This is a genomic window from Rhodothermales bacterium (assembly GCA_039944855.1).
Classification (GTDB): domain Bacteria; phylum Bacteroidota; class Rhodothermia; order Rhodothermales; family JANQRZ01; genus JBBSMX01.
The window spans coordinates 61,331-76,640 of the sequence record JBDUXZ010000024.1 but is presented as its reverse complement, the minus strand read 5'-3'; the positions used below and the strand labels follow the sequence as shown (position 1 = coordinate 76,640).

General features: G+C 69.5%; 16 protein-coding genes. 8 read left to right on the top strand and 8 right to left on the bottom strand.

The window, feature by feature from the left end; translation table 11 throughout:
• Positions 1 to 60: 60 nt before the first annotated feature.
• Complete coding sequence (locus ABJF88_13040) at positions 61 to 3,087, top strand: PQQ-binding-like beta-propeller repeat protein (GenBank protein ID MEP0547853.1); 3,027 nt, start codon at positions 61 to 63, stop codon at positions 3,085 to 3,087.
• Between the two features lie 228 nt (positions 3,088 to 3,315).
• Here the strand turns inward: ABJF88_13040 and ABJF88_13035 are convergent, their stop codons facing one another.
• The 5 genes from ABJF88_13035 to ABJF88_13015 form a co-directional block, all read right to left on the bottom strand.
• Complete coding sequence (locus tag ABJF88_13035) at positions 3,316 to 3,705, bottom strand: MmcQ/YjbR family DNA-binding protein (protein MEP0547852.1); 390 nt, start codon at positions 3,703 to 3,705, stop codon at positions 3,316 to 3,318.
• Positions 3,706 to 3,812: 107 nt separating this feature from the next.
• Positions 3,813 to 4,295 carry a hypothetical protein gene (locus ABJF88_13030; GenBank protein ID MEP0547851.1) on the bottom strand — a complete coding sequence of 161 codons (483 nt, stop codon included), beginning with the start codon at positions 4,293 to 4,295 and terminating at the stop codon, positions 3,813 to 3,815.
• Positions 4,296 to 4,405: 110 nt separating this feature from the next.
• Positions 4,406 to 6,823 carry a DUF5686 family protein gene (locus tag ABJF88_13025; GenBank protein MEP0547850.1) on the bottom strand — a complete coding sequence of 806 codons (2,418 nt, stop codon included), beginning with the start codon at positions 6,821 to 6,823 and terminating at the stop codon, positions 4,406 to 4,408.
• Between the two features lie 166 nt (positions 6,824 to 6,989).
• Positions 6,990 to 7,406: a hypothetical protein gene (locus tag ABJF88_13020; protein MEP0547849.1), complete on the bottom strand. Its 417-nt coding sequence runs from the start codon at positions 7,404 to 7,406 to the stop codon at positions 6,990 to 6,992.
• Between the two features lie 3 nt (positions 7,407 to 7,409).
• Complete coding sequence (locus tag ABJF88_13015) at positions 7,410 to 8,084, bottom strand: fumarylacetoacetate hydrolase family protein (GenBank protein ID MEP0547848.1); 675 nt, start codon at positions 8,082 to 8,084, stop codon at positions 7,410 to 7,412.
• Between the two features lie 251 nt (positions 8,085 to 8,335).
• Here ABJF88_13015 and rplU point away from each other — a divergent pair, with 251 nt between their 5' ends.
• The 6 genes from rplU (at position 8,336) to ABJF88_12985 (ending at position 12,386) form a co-directional block, all read left to right on the top strand.
• Entirely contained in the window at positions 8,336 to 8,671 is a 336-nt protein-coding gene (gene rplU, locus ABJF88_13010) for a 50S ribosomal protein L21 (protein MEP0547847.1), read from the top strand.
• A 78-nt stretch (positions 8,672 to 8,749) separates the two neighbouring features.
• Entirely contained in the window at positions 8,750 to 9,010 is a 261-nt protein-coding gene (rpmA, locus tag ABJF88_13005) for a 50S ribosomal protein L27 (protein MEP0547846.1), read from the top strand.
• A 98-nt stretch (positions 9,011 to 9,108) separates the two neighbouring features.
• On the top strand, positions 9,109 to 10,353 hold the full coding sequence (locus ABJF88_13000) for an aminotransferase class V-fold PLP-dependent enzyme (protein ID MEP0547845.1): 1,245 nt from the start codon (positions 9,109 to 9,111) through the stop codon (positions 10,351 to 10,353).
• A gap of 383 nt (positions 10,354 to 10,736) precedes the next feature.
• Positions 10,737 to 10,970, top strand: coding sequence for a hypothetical protein (locus ABJF88_12995; GenBank protein ID MEP0547844.1), 234 nt, complete (start codon positions 10,737 to 10,739; stop codon positions 10,968 to 10,970).
• Positions 10,971 to 11,035: 65 nt separating this feature from the next.
• Positions 11,036 to 11,800, top strand: coding sequence for a FliA/WhiG family RNA polymerase sigma factor (locus ABJF88_12990; protein ID MEP0547843.1), 765 nt, complete (start codon positions 11,036 to 11,038; stop codon positions 11,798 to 11,800).
• A 166-nt stretch (positions 11,801 to 11,966) separates the two neighbouring features.
• The gene (locus ABJF88_12985; GenBank protein ID MEP0547842.1) at positions 11,967 to 12,386 is read left to right on the top strand and encodes an SET domain-containing protein; all 420 of its coding nucleotides are present in this window, start codon (positions 11,967 to 11,969) and stop codon (positions 12,384 to 12,386) included.
• On the opposite strand, the gene ABJF88_12980 is transcribed toward ABJF88_12985, so the two are convergent.
• Positions 12,341 to 13,474, bottom strand: coding sequence for a DUF3524 domain-containing protein (locus tag ABJF88_12980; GenBank protein MEP0547841.1), 1,134 nt, complete (start codon positions 13,472 to 13,474; stop codon positions 12,341 to 12,343). The genes ABJF88_12985 and ABJF88_12980 overlap by 46 nt on opposite strands.
• Positions 13,475 to 13,508: 34 nt before the next feature.
• Positions 13,509 to 13,742 carry a hypothetical protein gene (locus ABJF88_12975; protein ID MEP0547840.1) on the bottom strand — a complete coding sequence of 78 codons (234 nt, stop codon included), beginning with the start codon at positions 13,740 to 13,742 and terminating at the stop codon, positions 13,509 to 13,511.
• A gap of 127 nt (positions 13,743 to 13,869) precedes the next feature.
• Here ABJF88_12975 and ABJF88_12970 point away from each other — a divergent pair, with 127 nt between their 5' ends.
• Positions 13,870 to 14,595, top strand: a complete 726-nt coding sequence (locus ABJF88_12970; GenBank protein MEP0547839.1) for a phosphoribosyltransferase family protein — start codon at positions 13,870 to 13,872, stop codon at positions 14,593 to 14,595.
• On the opposite strand, the gene ccmA is transcribed toward ABJF88_12970, so the two are convergent.
• Positions 14,592 to 15,239: a heme ABC exporter ATP-binding protein CcmA gene (gene ccmA, locus ABJF88_12965; protein MEP0547838.1), complete on the bottom strand. Its 648-nt coding sequence runs from the start codon at positions 15,237 to 15,239 to the stop codon at positions 14,592 to 14,594. The genes ABJF88_12970 and ccmA overlap by 4 nt on opposite strands.
• Positions 15,240 to 15,310 lie beyond the last annotated feature (71 nt).

Sequence of the window (15,310 nt, the reverse complement as noted above, 5' to 3'; positions counted from 1 at the left end):
GTTGCGGCTATACCGTGCAGCGCCTACCTTGGCCCTCCCGTCGACCTAACCCTCGGTCCCATGCCTCTCCGCTACGCATTCCTCCTCTGCGCTGCCCTCGCGACACTCGCCGCCGGCTCCGTCCGCGCGCAGACCTACGTCGAGTTCTTCGAGATCCCCGGCAACCCGACGCTCCACGGACTCGACTTCCACGACGGCTCGCTGTGGGCCGTCGTCCGCTCGTCGTCGGAGCCCCGCATCTTGCAGATCGATCCCGACGACGGTTCGGTGCTCTCGACGATTTCTCTCGGGGAGGCATTCCCGACGCCGCTCGGCCTGACGTGGGACGGCGAGAACTTCCGCGTGAGCGAGAGCTTCACGTCGTCGCCCGAGATCTTCACCGTGAGCCCAGAAGGTGCCGTGCTCGATCAGATCCCCGCGCCCAGCCAGCTCTCGAATGGGCTTGCCTTTATTGAAGGATTTGGAGGTGATCAGGCCTTGTTGGTGGCGAAGGCGCACCCCGACGACGAGGCTGGGATTGTCGTCATCGACGCGTTCAATGGCGATGTACTCAACACCCTACCCTTCCCCTCGACGCAGCCCGGCGGGATCGCGCTCCTTTACGATGGGACGATGTGGGCGACGAACGTCGGCGATGACTCCGGTTCCGATATCGAAGTCCTCTGGAAGCTCGACCGCATCACGGGTGACGTGCTCGACACGCTGGAGGTGCCGACGGGCGCTGGCCGGCCGCGTGGCCTCGCCTACGACGGCGCGCAGTTCCTCTACGCCGTGATGGACGAGCCCGGCGGCTTCGACGACGTGATTTACAAGATCGACCTCTCGACCGAGGGCACGCCGGTCTATGCCGACGACGTGGACGTGCTCGACTTCGGCGTCGTCGACACATCGCTGCCGGTGGGCGGAGCCGTGACGATCACGAACGAGGGCGACGCCCCGCTCGAAATCGGCGAGCAGACGCTCACCGGGAGCAGCGCGTTCGTCCTCGCCAGCGACGGAGACCCGTTCACGCTCGCGCCGGGCGAATCGGGTGCCGTCGAGCTATTCGCGCTGGCTTTCGACTATGGGCCGCTCGAAGCGACTCTCTCGTTCACGACGAACGATGTGGCGAACGCGACGGTCGAGATCTCCGTCGTCGGCTTCGGGGTAATCGCGGAGCCAGACGTCGGCGTGGCGGAGGACGAGCACGACTTCGGCGAGGTCCGCATCGAGAACCCGTACGGCAGCTTCGCGCAGGCGCTCTGGCCGCTCCAGATCATCGGCACGGGCGACCTCGACCCGACGGTCACGGGCATCACGATCTCCGGCGACGCTGACGCCTTCTCGATTCCCGACCTCGACTACCCGCTCCAGATCGCCACCTTCGACACCGTCACCGTCCTCGTCGCCTTCGCGCCCCCGGCCGTCGGCGCGTATGCGGCGACGCTCACGCTCGCTACGGAGAACCCGAACGAGCCGACCATCGACGTCACCCTTACCGGCATCGGCGTCGACCCGGAGATCGAGGGCGGCGACGCGCTGTGGACGCTCACCGTCCCGGACAACCCGAACACGAGCTTCGACGACCTCAAAATCACCCACATCGCCTCGGCCGGCGACCTCACGGGCGACGGCAACGACGACCTCATCGTCGGGACGGAGAACTACCTCGTCTTCGCCGTCAACGGCAACGGCTGGGGCACGGGCGACGTGCTGTGGTCCTTCGACACGTGCACCGACAACAACAACTGCGGCGCGATCTCCGGCACCGACGGCCTCTTCGAGACCGCGCTCGAAACCGGCCACGACCTCGACGGCGACGGCACGCCCGACGTGATCTTCTCGACCGACGGCGGCAACGACCACGTCTTCGCCCTCAGCGGCGTCGACGGCTCGGTGATCTGGGAGGTCGGCTCCGAGACCGACCCGTTCCTCGCGTCGTATTACTCCGTTTCGGCCCGCTTCGACGTGACCGGCGACGGCGTGCCGGACGTGGCGACGGGCACGGGCACCGCCAGCGCGCAGAGCCCGAACCCGTTCAACAACCGCCGGGTCTACGGGCTCGACGGGGCGACGGGCGAGGAGTTGTGGTCGCGGACGCCGGGCCTCCCCTCGTTCGTCGTCGAGCAGATCGCGCTCGCCAACGGCGAGGTGCTCGCGGTGGCGGGCGGCGGCGAGGACCCGAACCGCTTCGTCTCGGCGTGGGCCGCCGACGACGGACTCTTCCTGTGGACACATGAACCGCAGACGACGCCGTTCGTGTTCGCCCCGTACCCGCTCGGCGACGGCGGCGAAGACCTTCTTTACACTGGCAATAACGGGCTCGGCAGCACGAACCGCCTCGTCCGGCTCGACGGGCTGACGGGCGAAGTCGTCTGGCAGCAGACGGGCCTCGCGACGGGCTGGGCCATCGCCGTCACCGACGATCTCAACGGAAACGGCTCCGCCGATGTCGCGGTGGGCACCTCGTCGGGCGCGCTCCGCGTGGTCGACGGAGATGACGGCACACCGATCTGGGCCGTGACCGGCTTCACGCAGGTCTTCGGCGTCGCCGCGCTTCGCGATGTCACCGGCGACGGCATCGCCGACCTTTCGGCTGCGACGGGCGGCGGCCGTGCCCTCCTCCTCTCCGGTGCCGACGGCTCGACTGTGTGGGGCTACACCATCGGCAACGGCACGCTCGATCAGGCTGCGGAAGTCGTCGCCGTGGTCCCCGACATCGACGGGAACGGCGCGCCGGAGATCGCCGTCGGCTCGCGCCACGGCCGCCTCGCGTTGCTTGCTTCGACGGGCGATATCCTCACGGCCTCCGACGACGACGCGATTCCGACGGCGTTCTCGCTCGACGGCGGCTACCCCAACCCGTTCCGCGAGCAGACGACGCTCGGCTACACGCTCCCCGAAGCGGTCGACGTCCGGCTAACGGTGTACGACGTGCTCGGTCGGCGCGTCCGCACGCTCGTCGCCGAGCCGCAGGCGGCGGGGACGTACAACGTGGTGTGGGACGGGCGTGGTGCGGCCGGTGCTCGCGCGGCCTCGGGCGTGTACATCGCCCGGCTCGAAGCGGGCCGCTCGGCCGCCACGCAGCGGCTCGTGCTCGTCCGCTAAACCGGGCCACGAACTCGGACGAGCCCACTCAGGCGAACGGCTTCGTGAGTCAACTGTGCTCCGATCCTCAATACAGGGTCATCCCCGCGCAGGCGGGGACCCACCGGCTGGCTTATTCCTGTGGGTCCCCGCCTACGACACTCGTGTCTGCGCGGGGATGACGAGTGGAAAGGCATAGCGCTTGGACTCGCACCTTATGCCAGTTCCGAGGTGTGTTCCGTCCCCTCGTCAACCGTACTCCGAAGAGGCGGCCGGGTAGCCCTCGGCCGCCTCGATCCGAAGCCGATCCGCCTTCTTCAACCCGGCGACGACCTGGCGGTACGAATGCTCGACGAGGTCGCGCACGAGCGCCGACGGTACGCTGCCGTCGAGCGTCACCGAGTTCCACAGCCGCTTGTGGAGGTACGGGCTCGTGCCGATGCCGTCGTATTCCTCGCGGAGCGTGAGCGCCCAATCGGGGTCACACTTCAGCCCGACGCGGTTCGGGATCGTGTCGAGCGAGAGGAGGGCGAACATCTTCCCGGCGACTTTGAACACGAGTGGGTCGGGGCCGAACGGCAATCCTTCGGTGGTTTCGGGGAGGGCGAGGCAGAGGTCGCGGAGGCGGTCGAGGCGCATCGGAGTCAAGCGGTGGCGGTGAGGGCTGCGACATGGAAGGTAGCCCTCGCGCCGTCGTCGGGGGTCGGCACGCCACCCCCCGGCGGACGCGCCGAACCCCGGCGGGGCTAGCGCTCGGTCTCGTCGGCGATCATGCCGAGCGAGCCGACTTCGACCCGTGCCTGCTTGCGGGCGTCGTGCTCGGCGAGGAGGGCGCGGACGGTGTGGAGCACGGTGTCGGAGCCCTCGAACGGCTCGGACATGCGGAGGAAGCTCATCGCCCACTCATTCTTCAGGTGCAGGCACGTCACGGCGGCGAGGCGGCGCATCCGCTCGTTCGGATGGCTGCGGTAGATCTCGACGACGTCGAACGTCGCGTCGCGAACGTCGAGGTTGTCGCCGTAGCGGATGATCATCTGGAGCGCACTCGCGCGGAGCCCGTCGTTCTCCGTGGCGAGGCCGACGACGAGGTTCTGGCTGAAGGCGTCCCAATCGGCCTTCTTCCACGTGGCCTCCGGCGTGGGCCACTCGGGGGTTTCAGGGGACAGAGGGCCGGCGAGGGCAGGAGCGGCGACGGCGAGGACGAGGAGAAGGGCGATGGCGCGTGTCATGGCAGAAACCTCTTTGCTAAATTTTTAGCAGGGTTGGTGTATCTGCGCTACGGGCCTCCTCCTTCACGAGTTACGCACAACTCGAAATCTCGCCACACGACGGAGCCGGTTCAGAACAGCCGCGCCACGCCGAAGGACACGAAGAGACCGGGGTCGTCGATCCGATACGCGAGATCGAGCCGGACGGGGAGGAAGAACCCGCCGTGGAGCGAGACGCCGACCTCGTGAATCCATCCGTCGGATGGCTGCACCACCCACAGCGCGAGCGCGTCGGGGTCATAGCCGTCGAGCCACGTCCGGCCGTGGGCGCCGAAGACGCTGAGGCTGATGTTGCGGGCGGCGAGCGCTTCGAACCCGAGGAGCTCGAACGGGACGCTGCGGAAGTCGTGCTCCCACATCGCCGCGACGTAGCGGTCGCCCTCGACGGGGCGGCCCCGGAGCGAGCGGAAAACGCCGCTCGGCGCGTAGCCGAGCACGGTGCCGTCGATCCCGAAGTGGCGTTGGAGCGGGAGGTCGCCGCCGTGGACGCCGCCCGCGAGGCGGAGGTCGAGTGTGTTCGGGAAGAGGCGACGGCGGAGGAACGTCGGGACACGCACGGCGGCGACGGCGTCAGCGCGGAGGAAGTCGAAGTCGCTGCCGAGCGCGCCGTCGCTGGCCTCGACGCGGAGGCGGACGCCGCGCTGCCCGGTGAGCGCAGCCTCGACGCCGCTCGACACGTTCCCGACTGTTACTTCGGCACCGAGCGAGCGGAGGTCGCCTTCGGGGATGAGCGGGTTGAAGAGCGGCAGTTCGTTGCGGCCGAAGAGGTCGTAGCCCGACGTGGCCCGGACCGAGCGGTGGACTTCGGCGAGGCCGAACACGCGGACGCGCGTGCGCAGGGGACGGATGGTGCCGCTCGCCTCGGCGAACGCGCCTTCGCGCCGGTAGTAGTCGAAGTAGTCCGGCTCGCCGACGAGCGTGGCGACCGAGTTGACGAGGCGGCCGTACGCCAGCGAGCCGATGCGCGGGGCGATCTCGCGCCGCACGCCGACGGCGAGCCGCAGCCCGTCGCGCCGCGTGAGCGGGACGCGGTAGGACAGCTCCGACTCGTACGTCAGCGTTTCGAGCCCCGTGCTATACCCGAGTTCGCCCCGCAGCCGCGCACCGCCGAGCCCGACCGTCGCTTCGCCGCCGAGGTGCGCCGCCTCGACGCGGTTGTACCACAGCTTCGGCTCGTAGTCAAACCGGAGCGCCCGGCCCCCACTGCGCCCGCCGCCGACGTTGACGGTCGTGCCGCCGTCGTCGTTGTCTTCCATGTCCACGAAGCGGGCGAAGAAGCCGGTCGGCTGGTACGCCTTCGCAATCGTGTCCGTGCTGTCGATCCGGGCGTACGCCACCGCCTCGCGCGGTTCGAGCGGGACGACGACGCCCGCTCGCGCGAGGACGGTGTCCGCTGCGACGGCTGCCGAGTCGACAACGGAGCGTTCGTCGGAATCGAAGAGGGAGTCCGGCACGGCGACGTTCACGGCGTAGTCGGTGAGGCGGGCGACGACGCGGAAGCGCATCTCGGGGAACTGGAGGCCGAGCATCCCGAACTGGCCGCGGCCTTCGAGCCGGAAGTCGGCCGGGAGCCAGACGGCCTCGCCCGCCACCTCCTGCCCGAACGACGAGAACTGCTGCCCGAACGCGAGGTCGAACGCCGTCACGAGAGGGATGCGGACCGACTCGCTCGGCCGCAGCGCCACGTCGAGCAGCGCATACGCGCCGCCGAGCACGGAGACGCGGCCGACGAAGCCGGGCTGCAAGCGGTTCTTCGGCTTGAGCGCGATGTCGTAGACGATCTCGTCGTCGAGGTAGCGCGTGCCTTCGAGCGTGAAGGCGTAGAAGCCGAGCGCGTCGGGCGAGGTCGGCCCCATGAGGTCGTAGCCGGCGAGCTCGATCTCGTCGTCGTAAAAGTTGAGAATCGCGTCGGCGGCGCTGACGAACTCGGCGCTGAGGTCCTGCATGTTCTCCGTCCGCCGGACGCCGCGGACGACCTCGCGGACGCCGTCGCCGCGCCGCCAGTACGCCTCGGTCACGCCCTCGGAGATCCCGACGATGCTCGTGTCGCGGCCCAGGACCTGCCGGGCGTAGGCCTCGGCCCGCCACGAGTGCAGCCCGGCCTGCCAGACCTGCTTCCGCTCGATCACGCGGCGCATGATGTTGATGGCCGGGTTCTCCCCCGTCACCACGATCTCCGGTGCCTGCAGCGCGACGGGCGCGAGCGCCACGTCCACCGCGCCCGCCTCGGCGACGGTCCGCCGTGCCGTCTCGTACCCGATGAACCGTACGACGAGCACGGCGGGGACTGCGCCGACGCGGAGCTCGTAGGCCCCGGCTCCGTTCGTGATCGTCCCCGTGTACGTGCCCTCGACCTGCACTGTCGCGGCGGGCAGCGGGTCGCCGGTCTGCGCGTCCGTGATGCGGCCGGTGAGGACGTGCTGCGCCTGCGCCGAGGCGACGGTGAGCAGGGCGAGGAGGAGCAGCGGGACGAGCCGAGAAACGGGCATGGCGGGCGGAGGCTGGAGGGGACGCTGCTACGCGGGCAGCGCGGGGCGGTTACACCGGAGGCCGCCCCGAGAGGGCACGGCGTAACGCCCTCCGTGATGCATGACGAGTGATGCGTGATGCGTGAGATCGAGTGCTGCCGTTGGGCTCGGACTCACGCATCACGTATTACGCCTCACGCTCCCGAATCCGTCGCATCCCGGCGATGACCATCACCGCGCCGTAAGCCGCCAGCATGTGGGCGGCGAACGCGATCCCCATCAGCTCCAGCGTCAGCGCGTCCGGTCGGAAGAGCGTGCCGCCGTGGATCCCGAGCCCGAGGTACCACAGCCCGATGCCGAGCGCCGACGCCCCGCCCATCGCGAGCATGTACCACCGAACCCGCAGCCACCGCGTCTTGCGGTAAAACGTGAACGCCACGAGCACGAGCAGGAGGGGCGCGACGAGGACTTCGTAAAGCCCGAGCGACCCTGCCCACTCCCCGACGCGCGCGTCGGCGATCCAGAACGGGAGGGCGAGGAGGGGCAGCCCCGCCGTGACGACGGCGCTGCGGAAGAAGAGCCGCCTGGTGTAGCCTGCAACCATCGGCTAGCGTACCGTCACGCGGAGGGGCTCGAGGGCGACGCCATCGTCCGTCTCTGCCGTCGCCACGAGTTCGTCGCCGGGGTGGACGGGGCCGACGCCCTCGGGCGTGCCCGTGAAGATGAGGTCGCCGGGCTCGAGCGTGAAGATGCGCGAGAGGTAGGCGATCACGAACGGGAGGGGGAAGATCATGTCGCGGGCGTGCCCCGCCTGCCGGACTTCGCCGTTGACCGTCAGTTGGAGGCTGAGCGTCTGCGGGTCCGGTACGTCCTCCGCTCGTGTGAGCGGCCCGAGCGGGGCGAACGTGTCGAACCCCTTCGCCACCGACCACGGCGCGCGGGCCTCCTTCGCCTTGCGCTGAATGTCCCGCGCCGTCATGTCGAGGCCGACGGCGTACGCACCGACGTGCTCCAGCGCCTTCGCCTCGTCGATGTCCTTCCCGCCGCGCCCGATTACCGCCACGATCTCGACCTCGTGATGCACGTCCTCCGACTGCGGCGGGATCACGATCTCCCCGCCCGAGGCGACGAGCGCCGTCGACGGCTTGAGGAAGACGACGGGCTCCGTGGGCAGGTCCTTCACGTCGCCCATCTCGCGGACGTGCTCGGCGTAGTTGCGGCCGATGCAGAGGAGCTTGCCGGGGGTGAGCGTAGGGCCGGTGGGAGGCAGGGTGAGGAGCATCGGCGCGGGGAGGAGCGGAACAGGAACGGTGCCGAAGGGTACGGCAGCGCCGACTTTTACGCGCGCCCCCGCCACGTCAAGCCTGTTTGAATTCCCCCGCGCCGGGGGCCGAGCAGGGTCCCAGCGCTAGCGCCGGCTCGTTTCGGATCGTAGCTTAGCAAGTCTTTGCCCACCGCGCTCCTCTGCAGGCCAGCCGCCCCCGAACGGGCCGCGCCCGCCGCGCAGAGGGTTCACCAAGCCCGCACACGTTTATGTACGCCATCGTCGATATCTCCGGCAAGCAGTTCAAAGTCCAGCAGGACGCCAAGCTCTACATCCCCCGCCAGAAGGCAGAAGTGGGCGACACGCTCACGTTTGACCGCGTCCTCCTCGTCTCCGGCGACGAGATCCAGGTCGGCGCTCCGACTGTCGGCGGCGCGTCCGTCACGGCGAAGGTGCTCGGCCACATGAAGGGCGACAAGGTGATCGTCTTCAAGAAGAAGCGCCGCAAGGGCTACCGCGTCAAGAACGGCCACCGCCAGCCCTACACGCAGATCTCGATCGACGCGCTGAACCTCAACGGAAAGAACGGTAGCTCCGAGGCGTAAGCCCCGGCCGCTGCTCGGCCCGAACGAACCCGATCCCGTTACAGACGCAGCCCGCTGCGTCTCCAGACCCCCCGACTCATGGCACATAAGAAAGGCGTAGGCTCTTCCAAAAACGGTCGCGACTCGAACCCGCAGATGCTCGGCGTCAAGGCGTACGGCGGCGAGACCGTCACCGCCGGCTCGATCATCGTCCGCCAGCGCGGCACCAAGTTCCACCCCGGCCTCAACGTCGGCCGCGGCAACGACGACACGCTCTTCGCGAAGTCCGCCGGCACCGTCCGCTTCACGCGCGGCCAGCGCGACAGGAAGTTCGTGCACATCGACCCCGCCGAAGCGTAGGTCGATGCTGCCCCCGCGACTCCCGAAGCCGCGCCGGTTCTTTCCGGCGCGGCTTCTTTGTTTGGGGCGATGGTAGCTTCCGCTCTTCCCCGCCACTGATGCCGCTCCCGATGAACCTCCGCGACCACTTCTTCCTCCCAGACGACGCGGTGGAGTTCCGCGCTTTCACGCACGGGCTGATGCCGAAAACGGTGCCCGCGATGATGGAGGGCTTCGTCGAGGATTGGAAGTCGCGTGGTGTCGATGCGTGGAACGAGGTGCCCAACCGCTGGCGGCCGGGCTCCGGCGACCGCGTCGGGTGGTGGACGCTGCCCGAATACCTCGGCGACGCGTTCGTCGCGCCGCTCCTCGGCGCGACGTTGGGGAGTTGCATCATGCAGCCGCACGTGCATTGGACCGTGCAGGCGCTCCTCTCCTGCGATGAGCCCTTCGCCGACGGCCGGCGCGAGGTCGTGCTGACCGAGAACGAGTTCCCGTCCGTGCTCCACTCCGTCCAGCAGTGGGCTGGGCTGCGCGACCTCGCCCCCCGCATCTTCCCGGCCGCGGCGGACGGGTTCGTCGACCGCGATGCCGTGCTCGCCGCAATAGGGCCCGAAACCGCGCTCGTCTTCGTCAGCCACGTCGGCTTCACGACGGGCGAGCGGCTCGAACACAACTTCCTCCGCGCCGTCGCCGAGCGCGCCCACGCGCACGGTGCCCTCTTCGCCGTCGACGGGTACCACGCGGCCTCGACGATGCCTGTGGACGTGGAGACGACGGGGGCCGACGTCTATTTCGGCGGTCTGTTGAAAGAGGCGTGCGGCTCGTCGGGCAACAGCTATCTCTGGGTCCGCCCCGGCCTGCGGCTCACCCCGCGCCTCGCCGGCTGGTTCGCCGACGCCGAGCCGTTCGCGTTCCACACGGCCCCGGAGCCGCACCCCGACGTGCGCCGCCGCTTCCTCGGGGGAACGACGGCCGTCGCCTCGCTCTACCACGCCGTCGAAGGGGTCCGCCTCCTGCTCGACGCCGGGCTCGACGCCGTGCGGGCGCACTCGCTCGCCCTCACCGCGCGCTGCATCGAGCGCGCCGAGGCCGCCGGGCTCGCCCTCCGCTCCCCACGCGCCGCCGAACGACGCGGCGCGATGGTCATCCTAGAGGCCGAAAGTGCCGACCTATTGTGCGCGTGGTTAAAGAGCCGGGGCGTGTTCACCGATAGTCGTCAGCGGCGCTACCTCCGCCTCGCGCCGTGGGTCTGGAACACGGCCGACGAGGTGGACCGCGCGTTCGACGTCATCGCCGAAGGGCTGCGAACGGGGGACTACCTCCGGTACGAGGCCCCCGCCGAAGCCGGGCCGGTGACGTAAGTACCCAACCATGCTGAGAGAGAACGAGCGGACGGAGCGCGATGCCCCGGGCCGCTCGTTTCGTGTCTGCCCGCCACGCTCCCGTTACGGTAACTACCGGGCCTGTTACGATTGGTACCGGAGTTTCCCCCATGCGGGGGTATCGGACGGGGCGCCGAAAACTTTTTTGGATGAGCCGTTCGTAAAGCGCCGCGGCTTCAGCATCGGCAATTGGAAAGCGGCTCAGGCGTTTCTCAGCCCCGTTTAAGCCGGTCGAGGTCAGGCCCGGGTGCGCCACCGAGGGGCCGTCCGCACGGGGCAGCGAAGGCCTGCGGGAGAGAGTGGCACCCATGTTGTCGAGGGCATAGGCAGACCTCACCGAGCGCCTCTCACCCCCGACTCCCATGCGTGACTTCTTCGCCCACTACGCCCTGCTCGCCGGCATCCTGTTCTTCGTCGGTCGCCTGCACGTCTTCGCATCGCTCACCGACGCTTTCGTCGCCGGCTTGCTCGCGACGGCGACGGTGGCCGTCGCGCTGCTGGCCGTGGATGCGGTGCTCGGAAGTGTAGCCGCCGCGGAAGCGCCCGCCCGTCGGCAGCACGCCGCGGAGCCGTCCTCGCCCGGTCACGACGCCTGATCCACCCCCACTCTCTCGCACACCCCAGGCCGGACCGCCGCCGCGCCTCAGCCCTCGACTCCCCCATGGCCTACGAGCTCCAGCCCGCTGCCGAACGCTACGCCGCCTCCCCCACGCCTGAGAACCGGCAGGCCGTCGCCGTCGCCGCGCTCCCGCTCGTGCGCTCGATCGCCCGGCGCATCACGCTCCCCGACCACCCCCTCGCCACACGGGAAGACCTCGTCAACGCCGGGATGTTCGGGATGCTGCAAGCGCTCGACAGCTACGACGCCGAGCGCGGGACCTCGTTCGCCTCGTTCGCCTACGCCCGCATCCGCGGCGCGTTCATCGACTTCCTCCGCTCCATCGACCTCCTGAGCCGGGACCGCCGCCGCCGCGTGGCCGAGGCCCAGCACGCCGCCGACCAGCTCCAGCAGCAGCTCGGAGGGGAGCCGCACGACCAGCAGGTGGCCGACCACCTCGGCCTCAGCGTCGAGGACTACCACGGGCTGCTCTCCGACGCGCAGCGCCGCTTCACCCTCTCGCTCCACGCCGAGCACCAAAGCGAGAGCGGGCGCGGCGTCGCCCCCATCGACACGATCCCGCACCCGGCCGCGGCCGAGGAGCACGAGCGCTTCGAGCGCCACTCGCTCTACCAGCACGTCGCCAAGCTCATCGAGTGCTTCCCCGAGCGCGAGCAGCGGATCGTGAACCTCTATTACTTCGAGGACCTCACGCTGCGCGAGATCGCCGGCCAGCTCGGGCTCACCGAGGCACGGATCTCGCAGATCCTCTCGAAGATGCTCGGCACCCTCCGCGGCTGCCTCGTCGAGACGCGGACCGCCGCCTGAGCCCCGCTTTACTTCCCGGCTTCCCTCCGAGGGGGTGCGCCGCCGCCATGCGGTCGCACCTCCTTTTTTTATGGATCGCCCTCGTGGACGTGCAGGGATCGCTCGCGCTTTTGCTAGTATTGGGACGCCCAATAGCAGCCCACCAAATTTCCCCTCGCTCAGCCCCATGTTCCTCGTCCCGACCTTCCTCAAAGAGAGCTCCATCCACGGCATCGGTGTGTACACGCCCCATCCCATCGCCGAGGGCACGCTGCTCTGGGAGTTCAACCCCGCCACGGATTGGAAGATCAGCCCGGAGGAGCTCGAGCTGTTCCCGGAGCCGTACCAGTCCCGCTTTCGGATGTACTGCTACCTCTCGCCCGAAGGGATCTACGTGTTCTGCGGCGACAACGCCAAGTTCATGAACCACTCCCTCTCGCCCAACTGCGACGACCCCGAGGGCCGCTACACGATCGCCAACCGGGACATCGAGGCGGGCGAAGAGCTGACCTCGAACTACCTCACCTTCGACGCCGAGTCGGCCGAGAAGGGCATCACGCTCTACGACGAGGCCGAGATGGAAGCCTCTTCGAACAGCGCGTCGTAGGCACCGATCTGCACGGACCACGCGAGGTGCTCGGGGATTGCGCGCAGCACGGGGGGCGGGAGCGGCTGCTCCTCCCCCGTTAAGATGCGCCGCATCACTTCGAAGAGCTCGTTCTCGTCCTCGTAGAGCACGGGCGCGTGGAGGAGCGGGCGGTGGAGTTGCGCGGGGATCAACTCGGGGTAGGTCAGCCGGTCGGGCAGAAGCGGGTGGCAGCCGCAGCGGATCGCCTCCATAATGGCGACGCCGAAGAACTCGTGCTTCGACGTCGAGACCACGAGGTCGGCGCGGTGGAGCAGGCGGGCGTACTCGGGGAGGTCTTCGGCGTAGCCGTAGTGGATGATGCGGTCGGCGTAGCGGCGGAAGGCCGTCTCGAACGCCGGCGGCTGCTCCTCGAACCGCTCGCCCGCGAGGATCAGCCGGAACGGGGCGCCGATGTCGTCGAGCCGGTTCATCGTGCGGAAGAACGCCTCGGGGTTCTTGTCATGCTCCCACCGCTGATTCCAGAGCACGATGGGCGCGCCGCCATCTTTCTTCCTAAGCGGCGCGTTCCGGTCGAGCGCGTCGAGGTCGAGGCCCAGATGGAGCACCTCGCTCTTGTCACGGAGGCGCTGCGCCGTGCGGAGGTGGGTGTAGTCCGGGAAGCGGCGGAGCAGTTCGGGCAGGGCCTCGAAGAACTCGTCGCGGTGGAACGCCGAGTTGAACACGACGCGGTCGGCGGCGAGGGCCGAGAGGTAGTTGATGTACGCGTACGTGAGGTCGCGTTGCTGCCCGTCGCGGAGGGGGTACGTGAGCTGATTCTCGTGGAAGTAGAGGACGACGGGCGTGTCCGCGAACCGGTCGCGCGTGAGCGCGAGGAACGCCGGCACGTTCACCATCCCCGTGGCGAAAATCACGTCCGGGACGAAGCCTTCGTCGGCCGCCTCCCGCGCCTTCGCGGCGAGCGTCACGGCCCCACCCTGCATCCGCCATTTCCAGTAGCGGTCCGCCATCGTGATGAGGCGGAGGTCGTGCGCGCTGTGGCGGGCGAGGCCGTCGAGGAAGTGACGGTGGGAGCCGCCGTACCACGGTTCGAGCGCGAGGACGTTCATCGGGGGTGCTCGGCTCTACGAGGGGACGTGGGCGCTACTCGCCAGCGAGCACGCGCTCGAGGTCGTCGTTCTCCTCGGCGGTCGTCGGGCGGACGACGGCGATCGTGCGGACCTGGAGGTGGTCGCGGAGGACGGCGTCGCGGACCTCCTCGGCGGTGACGGCGATCTCCTCGCCGGCGTCGAGCTCCAGCTTCCGCGTCGCCATACGGATGGTGAGCGACTGCTCGCTAAGGTTCTTGATGAGCATGCCGCGGCGGTCTCGGGCCATAGTCGGAGAGGGGTGAAGCGTGCGAGGGGACAGCGCTAGCGCGAACGGGCTAGATTGGAGAGTACGCAAGATATCCCCGCCCCCGCAATCCGACCTGAAGACCTGCCCCGAAACGGAGGAAAATCGAGTGAATGAAGCGGTTCCATCCGGCCCGGTCCTCCTGCTCCGCCGCCTCGGCCGCGCCCTCCTCGGCGTGGTCTACCCCTCGCTCTGCCTCGGCTGCGACGGCCGCCTACCGCCCGACACCGCCGCGCCGCCCCTCTGCCCCGACTGCCTCCGCGCCCTCCCCCCCGCCGAGCCCGACCTCCTCCGCCCCCGCCTCGCCGACCTCCCCGGCGGCCCCGCCGCCTTCGGCCACGCTGACGCGCTTTGGCTCTTCGACGACGGCGGGACGCTCCAGCGGATCCAGCACGCCCTGAAGTACGGCAACCGCCCGACGCTCGGCGTCCGCCTCGGCCGACTCGTCGGCGAAGCGTGGCGAGCGCGCGGCGCGCCGACGCCAGACCTCGTCGTGCCGGTCCCGCTCCACCGACGGCGACGGCTGGAACGCGGCTATAACCAGAGCGAACGCCTCGCCGCCGGAATTTCCGCCGTGCTCGGCCGTCCGGTCCGGGCGGACGGCTTGACGCGCCCGCGCCCCACGCACTCGCAGACGAGCCTCTCCAAAACCGAGCGCTGGCGCAACGTCGAAGCCGCCTTCGCCGTGCCCGACGCGGAGGCCGTCGCCGGACGCCGCGTCCTCCTCGTGGACGACGTGCTCACGACCGGTGCTACCGCTGTCGCCGCAGCGCGCGTCCTCCGATCCGCCGGGGCCGAGGTCGACCTCGCCGTGCTCGCCTGCACGCGGGATTAATCGCCGCCGACCTCGATGGCGCGCTCGCACAGCGCCGCCTCGTGGTCCACGTTCGTCGCGACGAGGAGGATGCCGCCGGCTTCGCGGTGCGCGCCCGCGACGGCCTCGACGACGGCGCGGCCGGGCGCGTCGAGGTTCGCCGTCGGCTCGTCGAGCAGCAACAGCGACGGGCCGGCGAGGAGCGCCGCGGCGAGGCGGACGCGCTGCTTCATGCCCGAGGAGTAGGTCCGCACGAGGTCGTCCCCCCGCCCCCCGAGCCCGACGCGGTCGAGCACGGCCTCGATCCGCGCCTCGGCATCGGCGAGGCGGCGGGCGCGGGCGAGGAAGTCGAGGTTCTCGCGTGCGGAGAACGCGTCGTAGAGGTTGAGGTACGGCGCGACGAAGCCGGTCCGCAGCGGCCGGGCCTCCGGCTCCACCTCTTCGCCGCGCAGCCATAGCCGAACTGTCCCCGCCGTCGGCGTCCGCACGCCCGCGACGATCTGCAGCAGCGTGGACTTCCCCGCCCCGTTCCTTCCCGTGACGGCGAGCGAGTCGCCCGGCCCGAGGTCGAAGTCGAGCCCGCGGAACAGGGAGCGCCGGCCGTAGCGCTTGGCGAGGCCTTCGACGGAAAGGCGCGGCTCAGAGAGCCTCGGCTCGGAAAGCATAATCGGCGAGGACGGAACGGGGGAGGCGGGCGGAGTCGTAAAATACCCGCGGCCCACCGACCCGGCGCGGC

Bases quoted from the DNA above. Each gene is read 5' to 3' on its own strand.
- ABJF88_13040 (MEP0547853.1), top strand. From the start codon at position 61: ATGCCTCTCCGCTACGCATTCCTCCTCTGCGCTGCCCTCGCGACACTC.
- ABJF88_13035 (MEP0547852.1), bottom strand. From the start codon at position 3,705: ATGCGCCTCGACCGCCTCCGCGACCTCTGCCTCGCCCTCCCCGAAACC.
- ABJF88_13030 (MEP0547851.1), bottom strand. From the start codon at position 4,295: ATGACACGCGCCATCGCCCTTCTCCTCGTCCTCGCCGTCGCCGCTCCT.
- ABJF88_13025 (MEP0547850.1), bottom strand. From the start codon at position 6,823: ATGCCCGTTTCTCGGCTCGTCCCGCTGCTCCTCCTCGCCCTGCTCACC.
- ABJF88_13020 (MEP0547849.1), bottom strand. From the start codon at position 7,406: ATGGTTGCAGGCTACACCAGGCGGCTCTTCTTCCGCAGCGCCGTCGTC.
- ABJF88_13015 (MEP0547848.1), bottom strand. From the start codon at position 8,084: ATGCTCCTCACCCTGCCTCCCACCGGCCCTACGCTCACCCCCGGCAAG.
- rplU (MEP0547847.1), top strand. From the start codon at position 8,336: ATGTACGCCATCGTCGATATCTCCGGCAAGCAGTTCAAAGTCCAGCAG.
- rpmA (MEP0547846.1), top strand. From the start codon at position 8,750: ATGGCACATAAGAAAGGCGTAGGCTCTTCCAAAAACGGTCGCGACTCG.
- ABJF88_13000 (MEP0547845.1), top strand. From the start codon at position 9,109: ATGCCGCTCCCGATGAACCTCCGCGACCACTTCTTCCTCCCAGACGAC.
- ABJF88_12995 (MEP0547844.1), top strand. From the start codon at position 10,737: ATGCGTGACTTCTTCGCCCACTACGCCCTGCTCGCCGGCATCCTGTTC.
- ABJF88_12990 (MEP0547843.1), top strand. From the start codon at position 11,036: ATGGCCTACGAGCTCCAGCCCGCTGCCGAACGCTACGCCGCCTCCCCC.
- ABJF88_12985 (MEP0547842.1), top strand. From the start codon at position 11,967: ATGTTCCTCGTCCCGACCTTCCTCAAAGAGAGCTCCATCCACGGCATC.
- ABJF88_12980 (MEP0547841.1), bottom strand. From the start codon at position 13,474: ATGAACGTCCTCGCGCTCGAACCGTGGTACGGCGGCTCCCACCGTCAC.
- ABJF88_12975 (MEP0547840.1), bottom strand. From the start codon at position 13,742: ATGGCCCGAGACCGCCGCGGCATGCTCATCAAGAACCTTAGCGAGCAG.
- ccmA (MEP0547838.1), bottom strand. From the start codon at position 15,239: ATGCTTTCCGAGCCGAGGCTCTCTGAGCCGCGCCTTTCCGTCGAAGGC.